This window comes from Klebsiella sp. WP8-S18-ESBL-06 (assembly GCF_014169755.1).
GTDB classification, from domain to species: Bacteria; Pseudomonadota; Gammaproteobacteria; order Enterobacterales; family Enterobacteriaceae; genus Kluyvera; species Kluyvera ascorbata_B.
Window position 1 is genome coordinate 1348691 of record NZ_AP022256.1, and the last position, 20717, is coordinate 1369407.

Annotated in this window: 23 protein-coding genes; 14 read left to right on the top strand and 9 right to left on the bottom strand. The window is 57.0% G+C overall.

Translation table 11 applies throughout. The features are described from left to right. Positions 1 to 60 precede the first annotated feature (60 nt). The gene (gene hmpA / locus H7R76_RS06430; RefSeq protein ID WP_182930182.1) at positions 61 to 1251 is read right to left on the bottom strand and encodes an NO-inducible flavohemoprotein; all 1191 of its coding nucleotides are present in this window, start codon (positions 1249 to 1251) and stop codon (positions 61 to 63) included. A gap of 326 nt (positions 1252 to 1577) precedes the next feature. Here hmpA and glyA point away from each other — a divergent pair, with 326 nt between their 5' ends. Continuing rightward, positions 1578 to 2831, top strand: a complete 1254-nt coding sequence (glyA, locus tag H7R76_RS06435; RefSeq protein ID WP_106924071.1) for a serine hydroxymethyltransferase — start codon at positions 1578 to 1580, stop codon at positions 2829 to 2831. A gap of 124 nt (positions 2832 to 2955) precedes the next feature. Here glyA and H7R76_RS06440 read toward each other — a convergent pair whose 3' ends face one another. The 6 genes from H7R76_RS06440 to hcaE all read right to left on the bottom strand — a co-directional run bounded on the left by H7R76_RS06440 (position 2956) and on the right by hcaE (position 7747). Next, positions 2956 to 3378, bottom strand: a complete 423-nt coding sequence (locus tag H7R76_RS06440; RefSeq protein WP_106924072.1) for a DoxX family protein — start codon at positions 3376 to 3378, stop codon at positions 2956 to 2958. A 151-nt stretch (positions 3379 to 3529) separates the two neighbouring features. After that, entirely contained in the window at positions 3530 to 4732 is a 1203-nt protein-coding gene (hcaD, locus tag H7R76_RS06445; RefSeq protein WP_106924073.1) for a phenylpropionate dioxygenase ferredoxin reductase subunit, read from the bottom strand. Between the two features lie 9 nt (positions 4733 to 4741). Continuing rightward, entirely contained in the window at positions 4742 to 5554 is an 813-nt protein-coding gene (hcaB, locus tag H7R76_RS06450; RefSeq protein WP_182930184.1) for a 3-phenylpropionate-dihydrodiol/cinnamic acid-dihydrodiol dehydrogenase, read from the bottom strand. Then, positions 5551 to 5871: a 3-phenylpropionate/cinnamic acid dioxygenase ferredoxin subunit gene (gene hcaC, locus H7R76_RS06455; protein WP_151217675.1), complete on the bottom strand. Its 321-nt coding sequence runs from the start codon at positions 5869 to 5871 to the stop codon at positions 5551 to 5553. Before hcaC ends, hcaB begins: the two co-directional genes overlap by 4 nt. Further along, positions 5871 to 6389, bottom strand: a complete 519-nt coding sequence (gene hcaF / locus H7R76_RS06460) for a 3-phenylpropionate/cinnamic acid dioxygenase subunit beta (RefSeq protein ID WP_106924076.1) — start codon at positions 6387 to 6389, stop codon at positions 5871 to 5873. Before hcaF ends, hcaC begins: the two co-directional genes overlap by 1 nt. Beyond that, complete coding sequence (hcaE, locus tag H7R76_RS06465) at positions 6386 to 7747, bottom strand: 3-phenylpropionate/cinnamic acid dioxygenase subunit alpha (RefSeq protein WP_106924077.1); 1362 nt, start codon at positions 7745 to 7747, stop codon at positions 6386 to 6388. Before hcaE ends, hcaF begins: the two co-directional genes overlap by 4 nt. A gap of 134 nt (positions 7748 to 7881) precedes the next feature. Between hcaE and hcaR the strand changes: the two genes are divergently transcribed. Then, the gene (gene hcaR, locus H7R76_RS06470) at positions 7882 to 8772 is read left to right on the top strand and encodes a DNA-binding transcriptional regulator HcaR (RefSeq protein ID WP_106924078.1); all 891 of its coding nucleotides are present in this window, start codon (positions 7882 to 7884) and stop codon (positions 8770 to 8772) included. Between the two features lie 153 nt (positions 8773 to 8925). Continuing rightward, positions 8926 to 10062, top strand: a complete 1137-nt coding sequence (locus H7R76_RS06475) for a 3-phenylpropionate MFS transporter (RefSeq protein WP_182967273.1) — start codon at positions 8926 to 8928, stop codon at positions 10060 to 10062. On the opposite strand, the gene csiE is transcribed toward H7R76_RS06475, so the two are convergent. Beyond that, complete coding sequence (gene csiE, locus H7R76_RS06480; RefSeq protein ID WP_106924080.1) at positions 10059 to 11336, bottom strand: stationary phase inducible protein CsiE; 1278 nt, start codon at positions 11334 to 11336, stop codon at positions 10059 to 10061. The genes H7R76_RS06475 and csiE overlap by 4 nt on opposite strands. Positions 11337 to 11451: 115 nt before the next feature. On the opposite strand from csiE, the gene H7R76_RS06485 reads away from it, so the two are divergent. Then, complete coding sequence (locus H7R76_RS06485; protein WP_106924435.1) at positions 11452 to 12090, top strand: DUF1007 family protein; 639 nt, start codon at positions 11452 to 11454, stop codon at positions 12088 to 12090. Then, positions 12081 to 13061 carry a nickel/cobalt transporter gene (locus H7R76_RS06490; protein ID WP_106924081.1) on the top strand — a complete coding sequence of 327 codons (981 nt, stop codon included), beginning with the start codon at positions 12081 to 12083 and terminating at the stop codon, positions 13059 to 13061. Before H7R76_RS06485 ends, H7R76_RS06490 begins: the two co-directional genes overlap by 10 nt. 76 nt (positions 13062 to 13137) lie before the next feature. Here the strand turns inward: H7R76_RS06490 and suhB are convergent, their stop codons facing one another. Continuing rightward, positions 13138 to 13941 (bottom strand): inositol-1-monophosphatase, encoded by an 804-nt coding sequence (suhB, locus tag H7R76_RS06495; protein ID WP_106924082.1) that lies wholly within the window; start codon positions 13939 to 13941, stop codon positions 13138 to 13140. A 119-nt stretch (positions 13942 to 14060) separates the two neighbouring features. Here suhB and trmJ point away from each other — a divergent pair, with 119 nt between their 5' ends. The 9 genes from trmJ (at position 14061) to iscX (ending at position 20667) form a co-directional block, all read left to right on the top strand. Then, positions 14061 to 14795, top strand: a complete 735-nt coding sequence (gene trmJ, locus H7R76_RS06500) for a tRNA (cytosine(32)/uridine(32)-2'-O)-methyltransferase TrmJ (protein ID WP_106924083.1) — start codon at positions 14061 to 14063, stop codon at positions 14793 to 14795. Between the two features lie 238 nt (positions 14796 to 15033). Next, on the top strand, positions 15034 to 15525 hold the full coding sequence (gene iscR / locus H7R76_RS06505) for a Fe-S cluster assembly transcriptional regulator IscR (protein ID WP_064543514.1): 492 nt from the start codon (positions 15034 to 15036) through the stop codon (positions 15523 to 15525). A gap of 164 nt (positions 15526 to 15689) precedes the next feature. After that, the gene (iscS, locus tag H7R76_RS06510) at positions 15690 to 16904 is read left to right on the top strand and encodes a cysteine desulfurase (protein ID WP_106924084.1); all 1215 of its coding nucleotides are present in this window, start codon (positions 15690 to 15692) and stop codon (positions 16902 to 16904) included. Positions 16905 to 16929: 25 nt separating this feature from the next. Beyond that, complete coding sequence (gene iscU / locus H7R76_RS06515) at positions 16930 to 17316, top strand: Fe-S cluster assembly scaffold IscU (RefSeq protein ID WP_004866383.1); 387 nt, start codon at positions 16930 to 16932, stop codon at positions 17314 to 17316. A gap of 18 nt (positions 17317 to 17334) precedes the next feature. After that, positions 17335 to 17658 (top strand): iron-sulfur cluster assembly protein IscA, encoded by a 324-nt coding sequence (gene iscA / locus H7R76_RS06520; RefSeq protein WP_004104506.1) that lies wholly within the window; start codon positions 17335 to 17337, stop codon positions 17656 to 17658. 78 nt (positions 17659 to 17736) lie between these two features. Beyond that, on the top strand, positions 17737 to 18252 hold the full coding sequence (gene hscB / locus H7R76_RS06525) for a co-chaperone HscB (RefSeq protein WP_106924085.1): 516 nt from the start codon (positions 17737 to 17739) through the stop codon (positions 18250 to 18252). Positions 18253 to 18267: 15 nt separating this feature from the next. Beyond that, positions 18268 to 20118 carry a Fe-S protein assembly chaperone HscA gene (hscA, locus tag H7R76_RS06530; RefSeq protein ID WP_182967275.1) on the top strand — a complete coding sequence of 617 codons (1851 nt, stop codon included), beginning with the start codon at positions 18268 to 18270 and terminating at the stop codon, positions 20116 to 20118. Between the two features lies 1 nt (position 20119). Further along, a complete protein-coding gene (gene fdx, locus H7R76_RS06535) occupies positions 20120 to 20455 on the top strand; it encodes an ISC system 2Fe-2S type ferredoxin (RefSeq protein ID WP_035891374.1) in 336 nt (111 codons plus the stop codon). Between the two features lie 11 nt (positions 20456 to 20466). Further along, positions 20467 to 20667, top strand: a complete 201-nt coding sequence (gene iscX, locus H7R76_RS06540; RefSeq protein WP_106924087.1) for a Fe-S cluster assembly protein IscX — start codon at positions 20467 to 20469, stop codon at positions 20665 to 20667. The last annotated feature ends 50 nt before the right edge of the window (positions 20668 to 20717 follow it).

Consider the following 20717-nt stretch of genomic DNA (forward strand, 5'->3'; position numbering starts at 1 on the left):
CTCAGCGAGCGTTGGCAGGGAGAGGCAGGCGGGCAATCATGCCCGCCTGGAAAGAAATAATTACAGAACTTTGTGCGGCCCGAAGCATTCGTAATGAATGCGTTCGGCGTTGATGCCCTGTGCCACCAGCTGTTTCGCGGCGTGTTGCATAAAGGCTACCGGGCCACAGAGATAGAACTGCATCTGCGGGTCCTGCAGACTTTCTGCCAGCGGGGCCAGCGTCATCAGGCCTTCGCTATCAAAGGCACCTGCCTCGCGATCGGCGTCGGTTGGCGTGCGATACCACACATGCGAGCGGAAGTGCGGCAGCGCTGCGCCGTGGGCCTTCACTTCATCCGCAAAGGCGTGAACTTCACCGTTTTCCGCCGCGTGGAACCAGTTTACCTGCGCCGGATGGTGGCGTTTGGCCAGACTATCCAGCATCGCCAGCATCGGCGTCTGGCCGACGCCGCCGGAAATCAAGGTAACCGGCGTCTGCGCGGAAACATTCAGGAAGAAATCGCCGGCAGGTGCAGCCAGATGGATAACATCGCCTTCTTTTGCCGCGTTATGCAGCCAGTTTGAAACCTGGCCGCCGTTTTCGCGTTTTACCGCAATGCGGTAACCCTTACCGTTCGGGCTGCGCGTCAGTGAATACTGACGAATTTCCTGGAATGCAAAATCTTCCGGCTTCAGCCAGACCGCCAGATACTGCCCCGGCTGATAATCCGCGACGGGCTCACCGTCTACCGGTTCCATTTCGAAGCTGGCGATCAGCGCGCTTTGCGGGATTTTTTTGACGATGCGGAAAGCACGAGTGCCTTCCCAGCCGCCGGTTTTGTTGGCGTTGTCCTGATAGATCTCCGCTTCACGCTGGATAAACACGCCGGCCAGCACGCCGTAGGCTTTACCCCATGCGTCCAGCACTTCCTGACCCGGGCTGAACATCTCATCCAGCGTCGCTAACAGATGAGCACCGACAATGTTGTACTGCTCTGGCTTAATCTGGAAGCTGGTGTGCTTCTGCGCAATTTTCTCCACCGCTGGCAGCAGAGCCGGCAGATTTTCAATATTACTGGCATAGGCGGCAATCGCGTTGAACAGCGCTTCACGCTGATCGCCGTTGCGCTGGTTGCTCATATTGAAAATCTCTTTCAGCTCCGGATTATGGGTAAACATCCGGTCATAAAAGTGGGCGGTGAGCTTCGGGCCGGTTTCAACCAGCAGCGGGATGGTGGCTTTCACGGTCGCGATGGTTTGAGCATCTAGCATGGCAGGTTTTCCTTACGTGTTATCTATTGTTGCATGTTAAATGCATCTTATAAAAATAACCCTTCTTTGTAAATGGTTCTTTGTGACAATGCATCATCGCGGTTACAACATGAATTATTCGCATCACAATCCTGAAAAGAAATCCGTTTACCTTATCAAGTGCTTTATTCCTCAAGCCCTTGTGCAGCCTGAAGGTAAACGTTTGCGTATTTTCGTTTGTCAAGACCTGTTATCACAGAACTAATCAGTTATACTGTGGGCCGTTGTCCAACAGGACTGCCTTTTTCAGGCCAAAATTTTATTGTTAGCTGAGTCAGGAGATGCGGATGTTAAAGCGTGAAATGAACATTGCCGATTATGATGCCGAACTGTGGCAGGCTATGGAGCAAGAAAAAGTACGTCAGGAAGAGCACATTGAACTGATCGCCTCCGAAAACTACACCAGCCCACGCGTTATGCAGGCGCAGGGCTCTCAGCTGACCAACAAATATGCTGAAGGTTATCCGGGTAAGCGCTACTACGGCGGCTGTGAATACGTCGATATCGTTGAACAGCTGGCTATCGACCGCGCGAAAGAACTGTTCGGCGCCGACTATGCTAACGTTCAGCCGCACTCGGGTTCTCAGGCTAACTTTGCTGTCTACACCGCGCTGCTGCAGCCGGGCGATACCGTGCTGGGTATGAACCTGGCGCAGGGCGGCCACCTGACTCACGGCTCTCCGGTTAACTTCTCCGGCAAACTGTACAACATCGTGCCTTATGGTATCGACGAGTCCGGCAAAATTGACTACGAAGAAATGGCCAAGCTGGCGCAGACCCACAAACCGAAGATGATCATCGGCGGCTTCTCTGCTTACTCCGGCGTAGTCGATTGGGCAAAAATGCGTGAAATCGCCGACAGCATCGGCGCTTACCTGTTCGTTGACATGGCGCACGTTGCGGGTCTGATTGCCGCAGGCGTTTACCCGAACCCGGTTCCGCATGCTCACGTTGTGACCACCACGACCCACAAAACCCTGGCGGGTCCGCGCGGCGGCCTGATCCTGGCGAAAGGTGGGGATGAAGAGCTGTACAAAAAACTGAACTCTGCCGTGTTCCCAAGCGCGCAGGGCGGCCCGCTGATGCACGTGATTGCCGGTAAAGCGGTAGCGCTGAAAGAAGCGATGGAGCCGGAGTTCAAAGTCTACCAGCAGCAGGTTGCGAAAAACGCCAAAGCGATGGTGGAAGTGTTCCTGAACCGCGGTTACAAAGTGGTGTCTGGCGGGACTGAAAACCACCTGTTCCTGCTGGACCTGGTGGATAAAAACCTGACCGGTAAAGAAGCTGACGCTGCCCTGGGTCGCGCTAACATCACCGTGAACAAAAACAGCGTGCCGAACGATCCGAAGAGCCCGTTTGTGACTTCCGGTATCCGCATCGGTTCTCCGGCTATCACTCGCCGCGGCTTCAAAGAAGCGGAAGCGAAGGAGCTGGCTGGCTGGATGTGTGACGTGCTGGATAACATCAATGATGAAGCCACCATCGAACGCGTGAAAGCAAAAGTGCTGGATATCTGCGCTCGCTTCCCGGTTTACGCATAAGCGCTGATCGTCAGATGTAAAAAAGGCCGCGAATGCGGCCTTTTTTTATGCCCGATGGCGCTACGCTTATCGAGCCGACATGCTGCGCAGGCCTGATAAGGCGAAGCCGCCACCAGGAAAAAAGCTAGCGCCGATCCAGCGAAATTTTCCCCGGCCCGACAATGGCCAGCAGCAGGAACGCCCCCGCGATACTGATGTTCTTATAGAAGTTAATCATATTCGCCATCACCGCATCGCCGGTCATATCCCAGTAATGGTGGCCTATCACCGCCGTCCCTAGCGTATAGAACAGAAAGATAATCGCCAAAGGACGAGTGAAAAAGCCAAGAATGATCAGAATAACGGCCGGAACTTCCATCACAATCGCGATAATCGCCGCCAGCGCGGGCATCGGCGTACCGATTGACGCCATGTACTGCACCGTGCCGTCGTAGTGAAGCATTTTGGGGTAACCGGAGAGAATAAACAGCAGCACAATGGCGATACGGGCGATTAGCAGCAGCAAATCGCGTGAGGCGCCAAAGTCGAGATAGCGAAGCGAGTTCATGGCCGTTCCTTAGTGTAAGTATGTATGTTTTAAACGTAATACATAATTTTGTGACTTGCCACACAGGAACGAGAAATCAGTCATTTGGCTGTTGGTTGAGTCAACAACGTCGATAGACCTCCTTTCCGTAGGGAAAGGAGGTCTGAACGTGTTAAAGCGACTTCAATGCAACGCTTTCATCACACAGCGCGGTTTCACTGACCGATCGTCCCGATTGGATAAGCTTGCGCAGTACGCGTACGTCGCGCCCGTTATTCAGCGCGACGGCACCGACCAGTACGCCTTCGCGCAGCTGGAACCAGATGGCTTGATGCGCATTCGGATCGCCACGACACAGCCAGCTGTCGCCGTGCATGTCGCCGATAAACTGCAGGTTATCGCTGTACTGATCGGTCCAGAACCAGCTCGGCCCGGCGGCGGGCGGAGGCAGGTTGAGCATCGCTGCCGCTGCCGTCTGCGCCTGAAGGTTTGCATTTTCCCAGCTCTCGATGCGGCGCAGCGAACCGTCGGGCTGGCGCGTTAGCGCCACGTCACCGGCGGCGAAAATCGCCGGATCGGCGGTGGAGCAGGCGGTATCAACGATAATGCCGTTAGCTGCCTCCAGACCGGCATCGCGGGCCAGCGCATCATTCGCCACGATACCGATACCGTAAATCACCGCATCGGCCAGCAGCGTCTCGCCGTTTTGCAGCGTCAGCGAGAGAAACTCTCCCGCTTCGGCGTGTTCAATGCTGCTGTTGAGTAACACCCGCACGCCCGCCTGCTGGTGGCGGGCAAGCAGGTAATCGCGCACCGGAGCAGGGGCGTTGCGGCCCATTACCGACGACGCCATCTCGACCACGGTCACCTGGCAGCCGCGCTGGGTGGCGCTCGCCGCCAGCTCCAGGCCAATCGTGCCCGCACCGACGATCGCGATTGCCTTACCCGGCTGTAGGACGTCGCGCAGGCGTTCGGCATCGCCAGCGTGGCGCAGCGTAAAGCAACGCTCGCCCAGCTTATCCAGCAGCGGCAAAGGCCTGGCCGCTGCACCGGTAGCCAGCAGCAGCTGCGACCAGCGGTAGGTTTGCCCATCGGTGAGCGTTAGCGTACGCGAGGCGCGATCAATCTCGCGAAGCGTCACGCCCAGATGCAGCTGCACGTTATGTTCCTGCCACCAACTGGCGGGCAGCACCGGCTGAAGCTGCGGATTTTCGTCCAGCAGCATGGCTTTTGACAGCGGCGGGCGCTCGTAGGGCAGATGCGCCTCGTCAGAAAAGAGGTGTAACGGCCCGTTAAACCCTTGCTGGCGCAGCGCGGCAGCGGCCATTGCCCCCGCCTGACCGCCGCCAATGATGGCAATAATGTGTTCACTCATAACGACTCCTTACAGATCCAGACCAGCGGCGACGTGGCGGATCCCTCGGATCCCCAGCCCGGCGTCGGCGTTGATCATCACGCCGCTTAAGGTGCGGTTGTTACGACGCGATGCCAGCATCACGTATGGCCCGGTAAAGTCGGCTGGGTCGGGGAAGAACTGGAGCGGCAGAATGGCGGCGATTTTCTCCGGCGTCAGCGATTGCATAATCGAGGTATCGCTTTGCCCCAGCGCCTGTGGGCCGCGCAGATCGGTCGCCATACCGCACGGACCGACACCGTTCACCCGCACCTTCGGCGCCAGCTCGTAGGCTAACTGGCGAATCAGCCCGGTGGCGGCATGTTTCGAGGCGGTATACAGCGGCCCGCCGCCGCCCGGATACCACGCGGCGTTGGACAGGGTAAAGATGATGCTGCCTTCGCTGGCGATAAGCGCCGGGGCACAGGCTTTCGCACCCAGCAGATAGCCCAGCACGTTAACGTTAAACAGTTCGTGAAAGCCGCTCTCCAGCGCCTCAGCAGAGGTGTTCACCAGCGTTGCGTTATGATCCCAGATGCCCGCATTGCCAATAAAACAGTCCAGTTTGCCAAACGCGGTGAGGATTTGATCGACCGCGCGCTGATAGTCGGCGTAGCAGGTGACGTTGCCTTCCACCGCCAGTACATGTTCGCCAAAACGCTGGCGCAGGCTGGCGACTTTGGCTGGTGACAGTTCGAGCGTGGCGACCTTCGCGCCTTCTTCAATAAAGCGCTCGACCAGCGCCAGACCGAGGCCGGAGCCGCCGCCGGTAATGAAAACCACGTTGTCGTGTAAATCGCTCATCGGGCGTCCTCTGGAATATCAACAAATACATCGCTACCTTCCACGTAAACCGCGTAGGTGGTCAGCGGATCGGTGGCAGGTAAGCACAGCGCTTTACCGGTTTTCAGGCAGAAGCTGGCCGCGTGCAGCGGGCATTCCACCGTGGCATCGTCTTCCAGATAACCTTCGGACATCGAGGCGTTACCGTGGCTACAGCGATCGTTAATGGCATAAAACTCGCCGCCAACGTTGAACAGGGCGATGACGGGCGAGGTTTCCAGCCGGAGGGCTTCACCATCCGGCAGCTCCGTGGCGGAGCAGGCAAATACACGGCTCATCAGAACAGTACACTCAGGTTATGGGAGGTGATCACCGCTTGATCCAGCACGATCTCGCGTGCCAGTAAGCGCCACTCATCGCCGGGCAAACGACGGACTTTGTCCACGCGCGTGCCGACGTAAAACGTCTCGTCCCGCTCTTTTTGCGCGCGATACAGCAGATAGTTGAGGCGCACGGCGAACACGCCGGGCACGTCGGTTTCGCTGATTTGTAAGTTGCTAACCAGATGACGGGTACGCGACGGCGGTTCTTCCGCCCAGGCCATGCCGGTTTCCAGCCGCGCGATGCGGCGCTCAAGCTGGTCTTTGTTGTCGTTGAAAATCCAGGTGGTCGGCGGCTGTACGCCTTTGCGACGGTCGCGCGTCTGGGCGTTCACCGTGGTACGCATGGTATAGCGAATGTCATCATCCAGCTGCGCCAGCCAGTCGCGAAACTGCCAGTCGTCCAGCAAACGCGCTTCTTCATACAGAAACTGGCTGATGCGATGATGCAGCTCAAGAGAAACTAAAGCGCTCATTTCATCACCTCCTGCTGGTAGGCGGCGGTTTTGTCGTGCACGTCCTGCCAGCTTTCGCTGCTGAGCAGATCGGCCCAGCGCTGATACATGCCGCGCGCGGCGGTTTCCGAAAAGATGTAGTTGGTGATGCCCGGAATGCCGTCTTCGCGGCGCTTTTCCTGGCCTAAGCCCATTTCGAGGCACAGGTTAGTGTTGCGCGCCCGGTGGCCCTTCAGCAGTTTTTGAATCTCGCACCAGTTTTCCGAATCGTCCTGTTCAAGGAATCCGGCCGGACCAAAGGCGCGGGTAGCGCTGTTTTCAAATGCGGCTTTCACCTCGTCGGAGGCGGCTTTATCGGTAATACAGAACGCCCACACTTCAACCCGATCCGGCCCGCGAGGGTGCCAGACGCGCAGCGTGGCGGTGCCGTTCAGCCAGGAGAGGGTGGGGAAAATGTTGTTGTGACCGGCAAGACGCAGGGCGCGAACTTTGCCCAGACGCTGTTCGGCCTCTTCGTAGGTGTCGCGGTAGTAGCTGGAGACTTCGCCGTCGACCCACACGTTGGCATCGGGGTTTTCAGTAAAGAAGAAACCGCTGCCGTGGCCGTCCTGGCCGAACTGTAGCGCATCTTTGGCGGTTTCCCACACCGGGCGGGCGGTCTGACCGTCGCCGAGGCGCTTATCGCTGCCGTCGTCTTTCGCCCCCAGCACCTGCACCGCAGAAGCATGGCTGAACAGCGCGTGATACTGGTCGCTGGCAAACTGTTCGGCGGGGAATTTCCAGTTGCAGTCGATGGTCCACTTCTGGACGCCACCGACGATTTCGGTGCCGCCTTCACGGCGGTCGAGCACGCCATCGAGATACCAGGCGATGTCGCCGAGATAATCGCCAAGCGTGGGTGCGGTGGTGTCCCAGTTGCCGAAAATCAGCCCTTTATAGCTCTCGACGCATGGCACTTCGTTTAGCCCCCAGTGGGATTTGCATAAACCTTGCGGATAAGCGCGTGGCTCCAGCGGGACGTCGATCAGCTCGCCGTTAATGCCGTACGACCAGCCGTGATACGGGCAGGTGAAGGCGCGGGTATTGCCGCAGTCGGCGTAGCTGACGCGCATCGCGCGGTGGCGGCACTGGTTGAGAAACGCTTTGATGCTGCCGTCTTTCTGGCGAACCACCACCACCGCATCCTCGCCCATGTAGGTGTTAAAAAAATCACCGGGTTTGGGAATTTGGCTTTCGTGGGCGAGAAACAGCCAGCAGCGGCCAAAGATACGTTCCAGCTCAAGCTGGTAGATGTCGGGATCGGTGTAAATGCGTGGCGTGACACGACCGTTTTGGGTGTCGACCAGCTGGTAGACGTCAGTAGGGTTTTTTATGGTCATATTATTAATCCTGCGGGGTAAGAGGTATTGACCTTTCCATTTTTGTGTCATCCTTATGTTGCTTGTGGGTTATCGATATGTGAAATAGATAATTTCTACCAGCTGAGACGTTTTTTCGATGACAAGGAGGAGAGATGGAACTGAGGCACCTACGCTACTTCGTCGCGGTGGCGCAGGCGTTAAACTTCACGCGCGCCGCCGAAAAACTGCATACCTCACAGCCTTCTCTGAGTAGCCAGATACGCGATCTGGAGCAGTGCGTGGGCGTGTCGTTGCTGGAGCGCGATAAGCGTAAAGTGACGTTAACGGTCGCCGGCGAGTGCTTTTTGCAGGATGCACAGGCTATTCTGGATAACGCGGAACAGGCCAAGCTGCGCGCCCGGAAGGCGGCGCAAAGCAATGACCATCTGGCGATTGGTTTTGTCCCCTCCGCCGAAGTGAACCTGCTGCCAAAGGTGCTGCCGGTGCTGCGTCTGCGCCGGCCGGATACCCATATTGAGCTGGCGAGCCTTATCACGACCCAACAGGAAGAGAAGCTGCGCAGCGGCGAACTGGATGTCGGACTGATGCGCTACCCCATTCACGGCCAGGATATTGAATCGATCGAGCTGTTTCATGAACCGCTGGTGGTGGTGCTGCCGGTTGGTCATCCGCTGGCTAATGAGCACAGCATTTCTGCCCAGCAGTTGCACGGTATCAATTTTGTTACCACCGATCCCGACTATTCCGGTGAACTGTCGTCGGTGGTGAAAACATGGTTTGAGAAAGAGCATAGCCAGCCAAATATCGTGCAGGTCGCGACCAATATTCTGGTGACGATGAATCTCGTTGGTATGGGGCTGGGCGCGACTTTGATACCCGGTTATATGAATAATTTTAATACCGGGCAGGTGGTTTTTCGGCCGATTAAAGGCGATGCGCCGACGCTGGCGCTGCTGATGGCGTGGAAAAAAGGCGAGCTGAAGCCCGCCCTGCGTGATTTTATTGAACTGGCTCAGCGGCCGCTATTACCAACGGAAGGCTAGCGTGTGTGTCGGCGCGGACCTGAGGCATTATGTCCGATAGGTTTGAGTTCTATAAGGTGATGTGCATCACAATTTTCTGCTAACCGTGAACGTTAGTTCTCTCCTGAATGTGGGATGAGTCATTAGACTATGTCCTCCAATCCGGGAGGACCCATGGCATTGCACTCCACGCGCTGGCTGGCGCTCAGTTACTTCACCTACTTTTTTAGCTACGGTATTTTTCTGCCTTTCTGGAGCGTGTGGCTCAAAGGCGCAGGACTTTCTCCCGAAACTATCGGTCTTCTGCTCGGCGCCGGCCTGGTGGCCCGTTTTCTCGGTAGCCTGCTGATTGCGCCGCGCGTCAGCTCACCCTCGCGGTTGATTAGCGTGCTGCGAATTCTGGCGCTGATGACGCTGCTGTTTGCGCTGGCCTTCTGGGCGGGCAGCCACGTAGCGTGGCTGATGGTGGTTATGATTGGCTTTAACCTCTTTTTCTCGCCGCTGGTGCCGCTCACCGACGCGCTGGCCAATACCTGGCAAAAACAGATAACCATGGACTACGGGCGGGTGCGTCTGTGGGGATCGATAGCCTTTGTGATTGGCTCGGCGCTGACCGGAAAGCTGGTCAGTCTGTATGATTATCATGTCATTCTGTTGATGCTCAGCCTGGGCGTGGCCTCTATGCTGTTAGGCATGCTGCTGACGCCGTCGGTGATGCCGCTCGGCGAGTCGCGCCATCAGGAATCTGTGGGCTGGCCTGCCTGGCGCTCGCTGGTCACGCAAAACTGGCGATTCCTCTCCTGCGTCAGCCTGCTGCAAGGGGCGCACGCGGCGTATTACGGCTTCAGCGCTATTTTCTGGCAAGGGGCGGGCTATTCGGCATCGGCCGTGGGCTATCTGTGGTCGCTGGGGGTGGTGGCGGAAGTCGTTACCTTTGCGCTCAGTAAAAAGGTGTTTCGCCGCTTTAGCGCGCGGGATCTGCTGCTGCTTTCCGCCATTTGCGGCGTGATTCGTTGGGGGCTGATGGGCTGGACGACCAGCCTGCCGTGGCTGATCCTGATTCAGATTTTGCACTGCGGTACCTTCACCGTTTGTCACCTGGCGGCGATGCGCTATATTGCCGCACGCCAGGGCAGCGAAGTGATCCGTCTACAGGCGGTGTATTCTGCGGTGGCGATGGGCGGCAGCATTGCGGTGATGACCATGTTTTCGGGCTACCTTTACCAGCATCTGCATCAGGGGCTGTTCTGGGTCATGGCGCTGGTCGCGCTGCCTGCGATGGTCCTGCGGCCGAAAGCGGTGGCCCGCTAGGTCTCCAGTATCTGGCAGATACGCTGCTGCTGGTGCTCGCTGAGCGACTGTTCGGCGTGAATCAGCGGCGGTGAAAACAGCGGCAGTACGATGGCATAGGGTGAAATCACCAGCGTGCTGTCTTTTGGCGCACCTTCTTTCTGGAAGGTATGTGCCGCCAGATATTTCACGTTGAGCGGCAGCAGGGTCAGCTCCCGTAGCTGCTGCTCAATTTCTTGTTCCAGCGTCGGATTATCTCCGGTGAGCAGTACGACCTGTTTTTCATGCAGCTCGCTTTCCTGCATCAGCCCCGCACCAAAAATGATCGCCACGAGCGCGGCTTCGTCATCGCTGAAGCGCAGGGTATAACTCGCCTCAAAGTCGGCCAGCGCCGTGCGGGTGGTGCGAATAAGCCGCGGATACAGACGGTGGATCTCTTCAGGGAGGTGATGATCGATCCCGATCTCAAACACGCAGCGGTTAAGCGCCTGCGACAGATGCACGTAAAGTTGGTTATGTAATCCGCGTTCATCGGTGAACCGGCATCCGGCCACCTGCTGGAAACGATCCACCATGTGGACGATCGCAAGGTGAAGCTGCCGTGCCCGATCGCGCCCTTCCTCGTGAGGATTGGGGATCTTCAGCAGCATAAACAGCAGCGCCAGAAAATGCTGTTCGTAAGGATGGGGTATTTGCATCACCCGCCGCTGCCAGTGGTGAACGATGTCCGCCGCCATGTGAAACTCGTCGGTTGGCTGGGTCCAGGCGCTTTGCTGCGGATTGAAAACCGGGCTGATACCCTGATGGTGTTGCAGCAGACAGTATTGTAAGTACAGACGTAAAAACTGACCGTCACGATGTTCAAACTCGCGTTGCAGGCCACGCGCGCAGCGGTTAACCAGTGCCTGGAGGTTGGTTTCATCATACAGCGTGCGGGCAATCTTCAGCTGTTTCAGCTGCGTTTTGATCGCCGGTGTAAAATGTTCAGCGACGAAGCGTGGACATAAACGCAGCGCGCGCCGCAGCCAGTGCAGCAGGCACAGGCGAAGGTTAAGGGCTGTGCCTTCAATCCGATAGCTGCCGTCCGCCTGAGTGGCGATTGCCAGACGATGATAACGCGCGATCTCCTCGCCGGTGTCGACGATATCTTGCCGGGCGGTTAAAACATCGACATTATTGATTGCGCCAATGTATTCCGCAGTCATGGTTTGCCCGGGGAGATACAGCATCAGCAGCGCCTGGCAGCGGCGCTGGGGACTGGAAAGCACAGATGGCGGTTCAAGTACGGTCATCATCTGCGGGCATCCAGTGAAATTAATTAGGATAAGAATAGACAATAGATCGCGGCGACCATGGCGCTTTCGCTAAGGAATGCTGGCGGCGCTCACAGAATTTTTCACTGAGGAACGGATGAAGAGAGTGAAACAATGCGTGGTTATGGTGTTTCTTGCGCTTTTATCATTAAGCGCCCGGGCGCACCCGCATAGCTTTATTTCCATCACTAATCAGCTGCTGGTCAGCGACGGGCAACTGACAGGCATGAAAATGCGTTGGGTGATGGATGAACTGACCTCGGCTGACCTGCTGTATGACGCAGGTAACGCAAAACCGGGCGATGAGGTGTGGAAAAAGCTGGCGGCGGAGGTCATGGCGAACGTCCTCGGGCAGCACTATTTCACCGAATTCTGGCATAACGGTAAAAAGGTTAAGTTTGAGAATCTACCCACCGACTATGGTCTGGCGCGTCAGGAGCATCAGGCGGTGCTGACGTTTACGCTGCCGCTGGCTACGCCGCAGCCGCTGGCCGGGCAGACCTATACGTTTTCGACGTTCGATCCAACGTACTATGTTGATATGCATTACGAAAAAGACAGCGATGTTGCGTTTGCCGCCGATGTCAAAGGCGCCTGTCGGGTGACGGTCCACACGCCGCAGCCTAATGAAGAAATGCTCTCCTACGCCCAGTCGCTGGATAAAGAAGATGCGCCGGAAGAAGATATGGAGCTGGGTAAACAGTTTGCGCAGAAGGTCACCGTACAATGTCAGTGATTTCCGTTAACCGACGCCCGGCGCGTCATTGGGCTCAGCTCTGGCCGCTGGCGCTGTTTTTACTTGCCGCCGCCGTCGGGCTGCTGTGGCTGTGGCAGGCCTGGCCGCAGGTGATGTTGAAAAGCGTGGTCTGGCAGCGCGAAGTGAACCAGCAGATGAGCAGCCTGCTGAAAGCGGTCGCGGCAAATCCGACTCAGGCCGGTGGCACATTGCTGCTGTTCAGCTTTATCTATGGCGTGCTGCATGCGCTGGGGCCAGGGCATGGCAAAGTGGTGATCACCACCTGGCTGGCGACACACCCGTCAAAACTCAAATCAAGCATTGGCCTGACGCTCGCCTCCTCATTATTACAAGGGGTCGTGGCGATAGCGTTGGTGGTTATTGTGCTCACCGTATTACGGCTTCCGGCGCGGCAGCTGCATCTCAGCAGTTTCTGGCTGGAGAAGGGGAGCTATGCGCTGGTGGGCGTTCTGGGGCTGCTGCTGTGCTGGCGGGCGCTGAAGAAGCTGCGCGTGCTGCTGCGTAAACCTAAATTTACCGCCTTCACGTCGCATCATGTCCACCACGAGAACTGTGGCTGCGGGCATCAGCATCTGCCCGACCCTCAGCAGCTTGAGCAGGGGGATGACTGGCGTGCCCGGCTGATGATTATTTTGTCGATGGGGATGCGTCCGTGCTCTGGCGCCATTATGGTTCTGCTGTTCAGTAAGGTGATTGGCGTCTTTGCCTGGGGTGTGGCTTCGGCGCTGGCCATGGCGGCCGGAACATCGTTGACTATCTCGTCGCTGGCGCTATTGGTACACGGTTTTCGCACGCTGGCGGTGAAGCTCAGTGGCCATAAAACGCCGGCGCTGTGGCGGCAGATTGGCTGGACGACGCTGGCATTAGCGGGGGGCGTGGTTTTACTGACGGCGGCGGTGGTGATGTGGATGAGTGCGGTGCCGGTAGGCAGAGGGCTGAGGCCATTTTAAAAGCCGGATGGCGGCGACGCCTTATCCGGCCTATCTCTGATGCCCGGTAAGCGAAGCGCCACCGGGCATGGCTGACTTAGCGCTTCAGCGCTTCGCTCAGCTCATCGCGCATGTTCGCCAGCATCGCTTTCACGACGCGCGGGTTACCCGCAACGATGTTGCCGGTCATCATGTAGTTGTGGCCGCCAACGAAGTCGCAGACCAGCGCGCCTGCTTCACGTGCGATCAGCTCGCCTGCGGCGAAGTCCCACGGTTTCAGGCCGATTTCGAAGTAGCCGTCAACGCGCGCGGCGGCCAGGTAGGCCAGATCCAGCGCAGCGGAACCGGAACGACGGAAGTCCGCGCATTCGGTAAACATTTTGCCGAGGATGTTCATGTAAGCGGTCGCGTGCTGCTTGGCTTTGAACGGGAAACCGGTGGCGATGATGGTGCCATCCAGGTCGCGAGCATTGCTGCCGCGCAGACGGTAACCGTTGAGCTGTGCGCCCTGGCCGCGGGTGGCGGTGAACAGTTCGTTGCGCATTGGATCGTAAACCACGGCGACTTCGGTACGGCCTTTAATGCGTACGGCGATAGAAACAGAGAAGTGTGGCAGACGTTTGATGAAGTTGGTGGTGCCATCCAGCGGATCGATAACCCATTGAACATCCAGATCTTCGCCAACATGTTCACCGCTTTCTTCGGTGATAATGGTGTGTTGCGGGTAAGATTTGCGAATGGTGTCGATAATGACAGCTTCGGCTGCTTTATCTACGTTGGTCACGAAATCATTGCTGCCTTTCTGGCTCGCTTCAACAGCTTCTGGCGTTTCGTAGTTTTTGGCAATCAGGTTACCCGCCTTGCGCGCTGCGCGCACGGCGATGTTCAGCATCGGATGCATCAGGTTACTCTCACTGGATGTTAAAGAACGGGAAAACGGCGCATATCATAGCAGCGAATTCGGATTCTGTCTCAGCTTTATGGTAATATGGACGAATAATCTTTAGACGAAGAATGACAATGCTGCAAAATATCCGAATCGTGCTGGTCGAAACCTCCCACACCGGCAACATGGGCTCCGTTGCCCGTGCTATGAAAACCATGGGTTTAACGAACCTGTGGCTGGTCAACCCGCTGGTAAAACCGGACTCGCAGGCCATCGCCCTGGCGGCCGGTGCGAGTGATGTGATCGGCAATGCGCAAATCGTCGATACCCTCGATGAAGCGCTGGCCGGCTGTAGCCTGGTCGTTGGGACCAGCGCGCGCTCCCGCACGCTGCCGTGGCCGATGCTCGATCCGCGCGAATGCGGCCTGAAAAGCGTGTCTGAAGCCGAGCATGCGCCGGTAGCGCTGGTGTTTGGCCGCGAACGTGTGGGCTTGACTAACGACGAGCTGCAGAAATGCCACTATCACGTAGCCATTGCCGCGAACCCTGAGTACAGCTCGCTGAACCTGGCGATGGCGGTGCAGGTTATTGCCTACGAAGTGCGCATGGCCTGGCTGGCGGCACAGGAAAGCGGCGAAGCGAAAGTGGAACACGAAGAGACGCCGTACCCGCTGGTAGACGATCTTGAGCGGTTCTACGGCCACCTCGAGCAGACGCTGCTGTCGACCGGCTTTATCCGTGAGAACCACCCGGGGCAGGTGATGAATAAGCTGCGTCGTCTGTTTACCCGCGCCCGTCCGGAAAGCCAGGAGCTGAACATCCTGCGTGGGATTCTGGCGTCGATTGAACAGCAGAATAAAGGCAAGTAACCGCGTTAATGCCTGATGGCGCTTCGCTTATCCGGCCTACAAATCGTGCAGCCTGTAGGCCGGATAAGCGAAGCGCCATCCGGCAAATCAATACCGCACGGAACGCCAAATACCTGACTAAATTACTCAAGTAAATAGTTGACTGATTTAGTCGGGAATGTCAGACTTGGCCCTGCTATGCAATACCCACACAATTATTAAAACCCCGGGCAGGGGCGAGTTTGAGGTTAAGTAAGACATGAGACTGACATCTAAAGGGCGTTACGCCGTGACCGCGATGCTGGACGTTGCACTCAACTCCGAAGCGGGCCCGGTGCCGTTGGCTGATATTTCTGAACGTCAGGGAATTTCGCTCTCCTACCTGGAGCAGCTGTTTTCCCGTCTGCGTAAAAATGGCTTAGTATCCAGCGTACGCGGACCTGGCGGCGGTTATCTGCTGGGTAAAGAAGCAAACCACATCGCAGTGGGTGAAGTGATTAGCGCAGTGGACGAGTCCGTTGACGCCACCCGTTGTCAGGGGAAAGGTGGCTGCCAGGGCGGCGATAAATGTTTGACCCACGCACTCTGGCGCGATCTGAGCGACCGTCTGACCGGTTTCCTGAACAATATCACCCTGGGTGAACTGGTGAACAACCAGGAAGTTCTGGACGTGTCCGGTCGTCAGCATTCGCACGACACCTCCCGCACGACCCGCGTCCAGGACGCTATCGACGTTAAGTTACGCGCATAATCCACCTGTCCTGCCGTGTGCCGCGAAAGGCGCACGCCGTAGGGCCGGTTATAGATAAAAATGAGATTTCAGAGTCAGGCCGGGACACCCTCCCGTCAACGCGGTCGTACATCCAGCCGGTTGCCTGACTCCTTGCATTGAGTGATGTACGGAGTTAAAGAGCAATGAAATTACCGATTTATCTCGACTACTCCGCAACCACGCCGGTGGACCCGCGTGTTGCCGAGAAAATGATGCAGTTTCTGACCCTGGACGGGACCTTTGGTAACCCGGCCTCGCGTTCACACCGTTTCGGCTGGCAGGCTGAAGAGGCGGTAGATATCGCCCGTAACCAGATTGCCGACCTCGTGGGCGCCGACCCGCGTGAAATCGTCTTTACCTCTGGTGCGACGGAATCTGACAACCTGGCGATTAAAGGTGCAGCCAACTTTTATCAGAAAAAAGGCAAGCACATCATCACCAGCAAAACCGAACACAAAGCCGTGCTGGACACCTGTCGTCAGCTGGAGCGTGAAGGGTTTGAAGTCACCTACCTCGCCCCGCAGCGCAACGGCATTATCGACCTGAAAGAACTCGAAGCGGCGATGCGTGACGACACCATTCTGGTTTCCATCATGCACGTTAACAACGAAATCGGCGTAGTGCAGGATATCGCGACCATCGGCGAAATGTGCCGTGCGCGTGGCATCGTCTATCACGTTGATGCGACCCAGAGCGTGGGCAAACTGCCTATCGACCTGAGCCAGCTGAAAGTGGACCTGATGTCCTTCTCCGGCCATAAAATCTACGGCCCGAAAGGTATCGGCGCGCTGTACGTGCGTCGTAAACCGCGTATCCGTATCGAAGCGCAGATGCACGGCGGCGGTCACGAGCGCGGTATGCGTTCCGGCACCCTGCCTGTTCACCAGATCGTCGGCATGGGCGAAGCGTACCGCATCGCCAAAGAAGAGATGGAAACCGAGATGGCGCGTCTGCGCGGTCTGCGTAACCGTCTGTGGAACGGCGTGAAGGATATGGAAGAAGTTTACCTGAACGGCGATCTCGAGCAGGGCGCACCGAACATTCTCAACGTCAGCTTCAACTTTGTTGAAGGCGAATCGCTGATTATGGCGCTGAAAGACCTGGCGGTTTCCTCCGGTTCTGCCTGTACTTCCGCAAGCCTTGAGCCATCCTACGTGCTGCGCGCGCTGGGCATGACCGATGAGCTGGCGCACAGCTCCATTCGTTTCTCTTTAGGTCGTTTCACTACCGAAGAAGAGATTGACTACACCATCAATCTGGTTCGCAACTCCATCGGCCGTCTGCGCGACCTTTCCCCGCTGTGGGAAATGTTCAAACAGGGCGTGGATCTGAACAGCATTGAATGGTCACATCATTAATCGGTACCCATAAGGAGAATTCACCATGGCATACAGCGAAAAAGTCATCGATCACTATGAGAACCCGCGTAACGTCGGTTCTTTCGATAACAGCGACGACAGCGTCGGCAGCGGCATGGTCGGTGCACCGGCCTGCGGCGACGTGATGAAGTTGCAGATTAAAGTCAACAATGAAGGTATCATTGAAGACGCGCGTTTCAAGACCTACGGCTGCGGTTCTGCCATTGCTTCCAGCTCCCTCGTGACCGAGTGGGTAAAAGGGAAATCCCTGGACGAAGCACAGGCGATTAAAAATACCGATATCGCAGACGAGCTTGAACTGCCACCAGTGAAAATTCACTGTTCTATTCTGGCAGAAGACGCGATTAAAGCCGCCATTGCGGATTACAAAAGCAAACGTGAAGCAAAATAATTAAGAGTTGAGGTTTTTATGTCGATTACCTTAAGCGACAGTGCAGCAGCGCGAGTCAATACCTTCCTGGCAAACCGCGGTAAAGGGTTTGGTCTGCGCCTGGGCGTCAGAACGTCCGGTTGTTCAGGTATGGCCTATGTACTGGAATTTGTTGACGAGCCGGCGGCAGAAGACACCGTATTCGAAGACAAAGGCGTGAAGGTGGTCATCGACGGCAAGAGCCTGCAATTTCTTGATGGCACGCAGCTCGACTTCGTGAAAGAAGGTCTGAACGAAGGGTTTAAATTTACTAACCCGAATGTGAAAGACGAGTGCGGTTGCGGCGAAAGCTTTAACGTCTAGATTTGAGTCCTGCCAACCCCACCATAGTTTCACCGCTGTGCGTGGGGTTTGTTTTAAATAGTTAACCCTGAGATCGTCATGGATTACTTTACTCTCTTTGGATTGTCAGCCGGTTATCACGTAGACACTCAGGCCCTCGCGGCACGCTTCCAGGACCTGCAGCGTCAGAATCACCCCGACCGTTTTGCTAGCGCCAGCGCAGCTGAACAGCTTGCGGCGGTCCAGCGTTCTGCGACCATCAATCAGGCCTGGCAAACGCTGCGTCACCCGCTGACGCGCGCCGAATATTTGCTCTCCCTCCACGGTTTCGATCTTGCCAGTGAACAGCACACCGTACGCGATACCGCGTTCCTGATGGAACAGCTGGAGCTGCGCGAAGAGCTCGACGAGATTGAACAGGCGAAAGACACCGATCGTCTGGAAGGGCTTCTCAAGCGCATCAAATCGATGTACAGCCAACGCCAGCAGCAGATGGTGGCGGAACTTGATTCACAGACGTGGGACGCGGCGGCGGATACCGTCCGTAAACTGCGTTTTCTCGATAAACTCCAAAGCAGCGCTGAATTACTCGAAGAAAAGCTGCTCGATTTTTGATTCTGGAAGCTTAACATGGCCTTATTACAAATTAGTGAGCCGGGTCTGAGCGCCGCACCGCACCAGCGTCGTCTGGCGGTGGGCATTGACTTAGGCACCACCAATTCCCTGGTGGCTACCGTGCGTAGCGGTCAGGCAGAAACGCTGGCCGACAATCAAGGGCATCACCTGCTGCCTTCCGTTGTGCACTATCAGGAGCAGGGCCACGTGGTCGGCTACGATGCGCGCAGCAACGCCGCACAAGATCCCGCTAACACCATTAGCTCCGTAAAACGCATGATGGGCCGCTCGCTGGCGGATATCCAGGCGCGTTACCCACACCTGCCGTACCAGTTCCAGGCAAGCGAAAACGGCCTGCCGATGCTGGTGACCAAGGCCGGTGTACTGAATCCGATCCGCGTCTCGGCCGATATCCTCAAAGCGCTGGCGGCTCGTGCCACCGAAACGCTTGAAGGCGAGCTTGATGGCGTGGTGATTACCGTTCCAGCTTACTTCGACGATGCACAGCGTCAGGGCACCAAAGACGCCGCGCGTCTGGCGGGCCTGCACGTGCTGCGTCTGCTGAACGAACCGACCGCCGCGGCGATTGCCTACGGCCTCGATTCTGGTCAGGAAGGGGTGATTGCCGTCTACGATCTGGGCGGCGGTACTTTCGATATTTCTATTCTGCGCCTGAGCCGCGGCGTGTTTGAAGTGCTGGCCACCGGCGGCGATTCCGCGCTGGGCGGCGATGATTTCGACCACCTGTTGGCCGACCATATCCGCGAACAGGCGGGCATTGCCGATCGCAGCGACAACCGCGTACAGCGCGAGCTGCTTGACGCCGCCATCGCCGCCAAAATCGCCCTGAGCGATGCCGACCGCGTGACCGTTGAGGTCGCTGGCTGGAAAGGTGAAGTGACCCGCGAACAGTTTAACGACCTGATTTCCGCGCTGGTGAAGCGTACGCTGATGGCTTGCCGCCGCGCGCTGAAAGACGCGGGCGTGGAAGCCGAAGAGGTGCTGGAAGTGGTGATGGTCGGCGGTTCTACCCGCGTGCCGTTAGTGCGCGAGCGCGTTGGCGAATTCTTCGGCCGTACGCCGCTTACCTCGATTGACCCGGATAAAGTCGTCGCGATTGGTGCGGCGATTCAGGCCGATATTCTGGTCGGCAACAAGCCGGACAGCGAAATGCTGCTGCTCGACGTGATCCCGCTCTCTCTCGGCCTCGAAACCATGGGTGGCCTGGTAGAGAAGGTTATCCCGCGTAACACCACCATTCCGGTGGCGCGAGCGCAGGAGTTCACCACCTTTAAAGACGGCCAGACCGCGATGTCCATCCACGTGATGCAGGGCGAGCGCGAACTGGTGCAGGACTGCCGTTCACTGGCGCGCTTTGCGCTGCGCGGTATCCCGGCGCTGCCGGCTGGCGGTGCGCACATTCGCGTGACCTTCCAGGTGGACGCCGACGGCCTGCTGAGCGTCACCGCCATGGAAAAATCCACCGGCGTTGAGTCGTCTATTCAGGTGAAGCCGTCCTACGGCCTGACCGATGGCGAAATCGCCACCATGATTCAGGATTCCATGAGCTATGCCGAGCAGGACGTGAAAGCGCGTATGCTGGCAGAGCAGAAAGTGGAAGCCGCTCGCGTGCTGGAAAGCCTGCACAGCGCGCTGGCCGCTGATGCCGCGCTGTTAAGCGCCGCAGAGCGTCAGGAGATTGACGAGGCTGCCGCCGTACTGAGTGCGGTTGCCGAGGGCAATGACACTGATGCCATAGAACAAGCCATTAAAAACGTTGACAAACAAACCCAAGAATTCGCCGCTCGCCGTATGGACCAATCTGTCCGTGTCGCGCTGAAAGGCCAATCCGTGGACGAGGTTTAATATGCCAAAGATTGTTTTTTTGCCACATCAGGACCTGTGTCCGGATGGCATCGTTGTGGAAGCTGAGACCGGTGAAACTATTCTGGATGCTGCGCTGCGTAGCGGTATCGAGATTGAACACGCCTGCGAAAAATCCTGTGCCTGCACCACCTGCCACTGCATCGTGCGTGAAGGTTTCGACTCTCTGCCAGAGAGCACCGAAGACGAAGACGACATGCTGGATAAAGCATGGGGTCTGGAGCCCGACAGCCGTCTGAGCTGCCAGGCCCGCGTCACCGATGAAGATCTGGTAGTCGAAATTCCGCGTTACACAATTAACCACGCGCGCGAGCACTAATAGGGGATAGTATGGGACTGAAGTGGACCGACAGCCGCGAGATCGGCGAAGCGCTGTACGACACCTACCCGGATACCGATCCGAAAACGGTGCGTTTCACCGACATGCATCAGTGGATTTGCGACCTCGAAGATTTTGATGACGATCCACAGGCATCAAATGAAAAAATTCTTGAGGCAATTCTGCTAGTCTGGTTGGATGAAGCTGAATAGCTGCGCTTAAGACAATATTTAACGGGCTGCCATTCGGCGGCCCGTTTGCT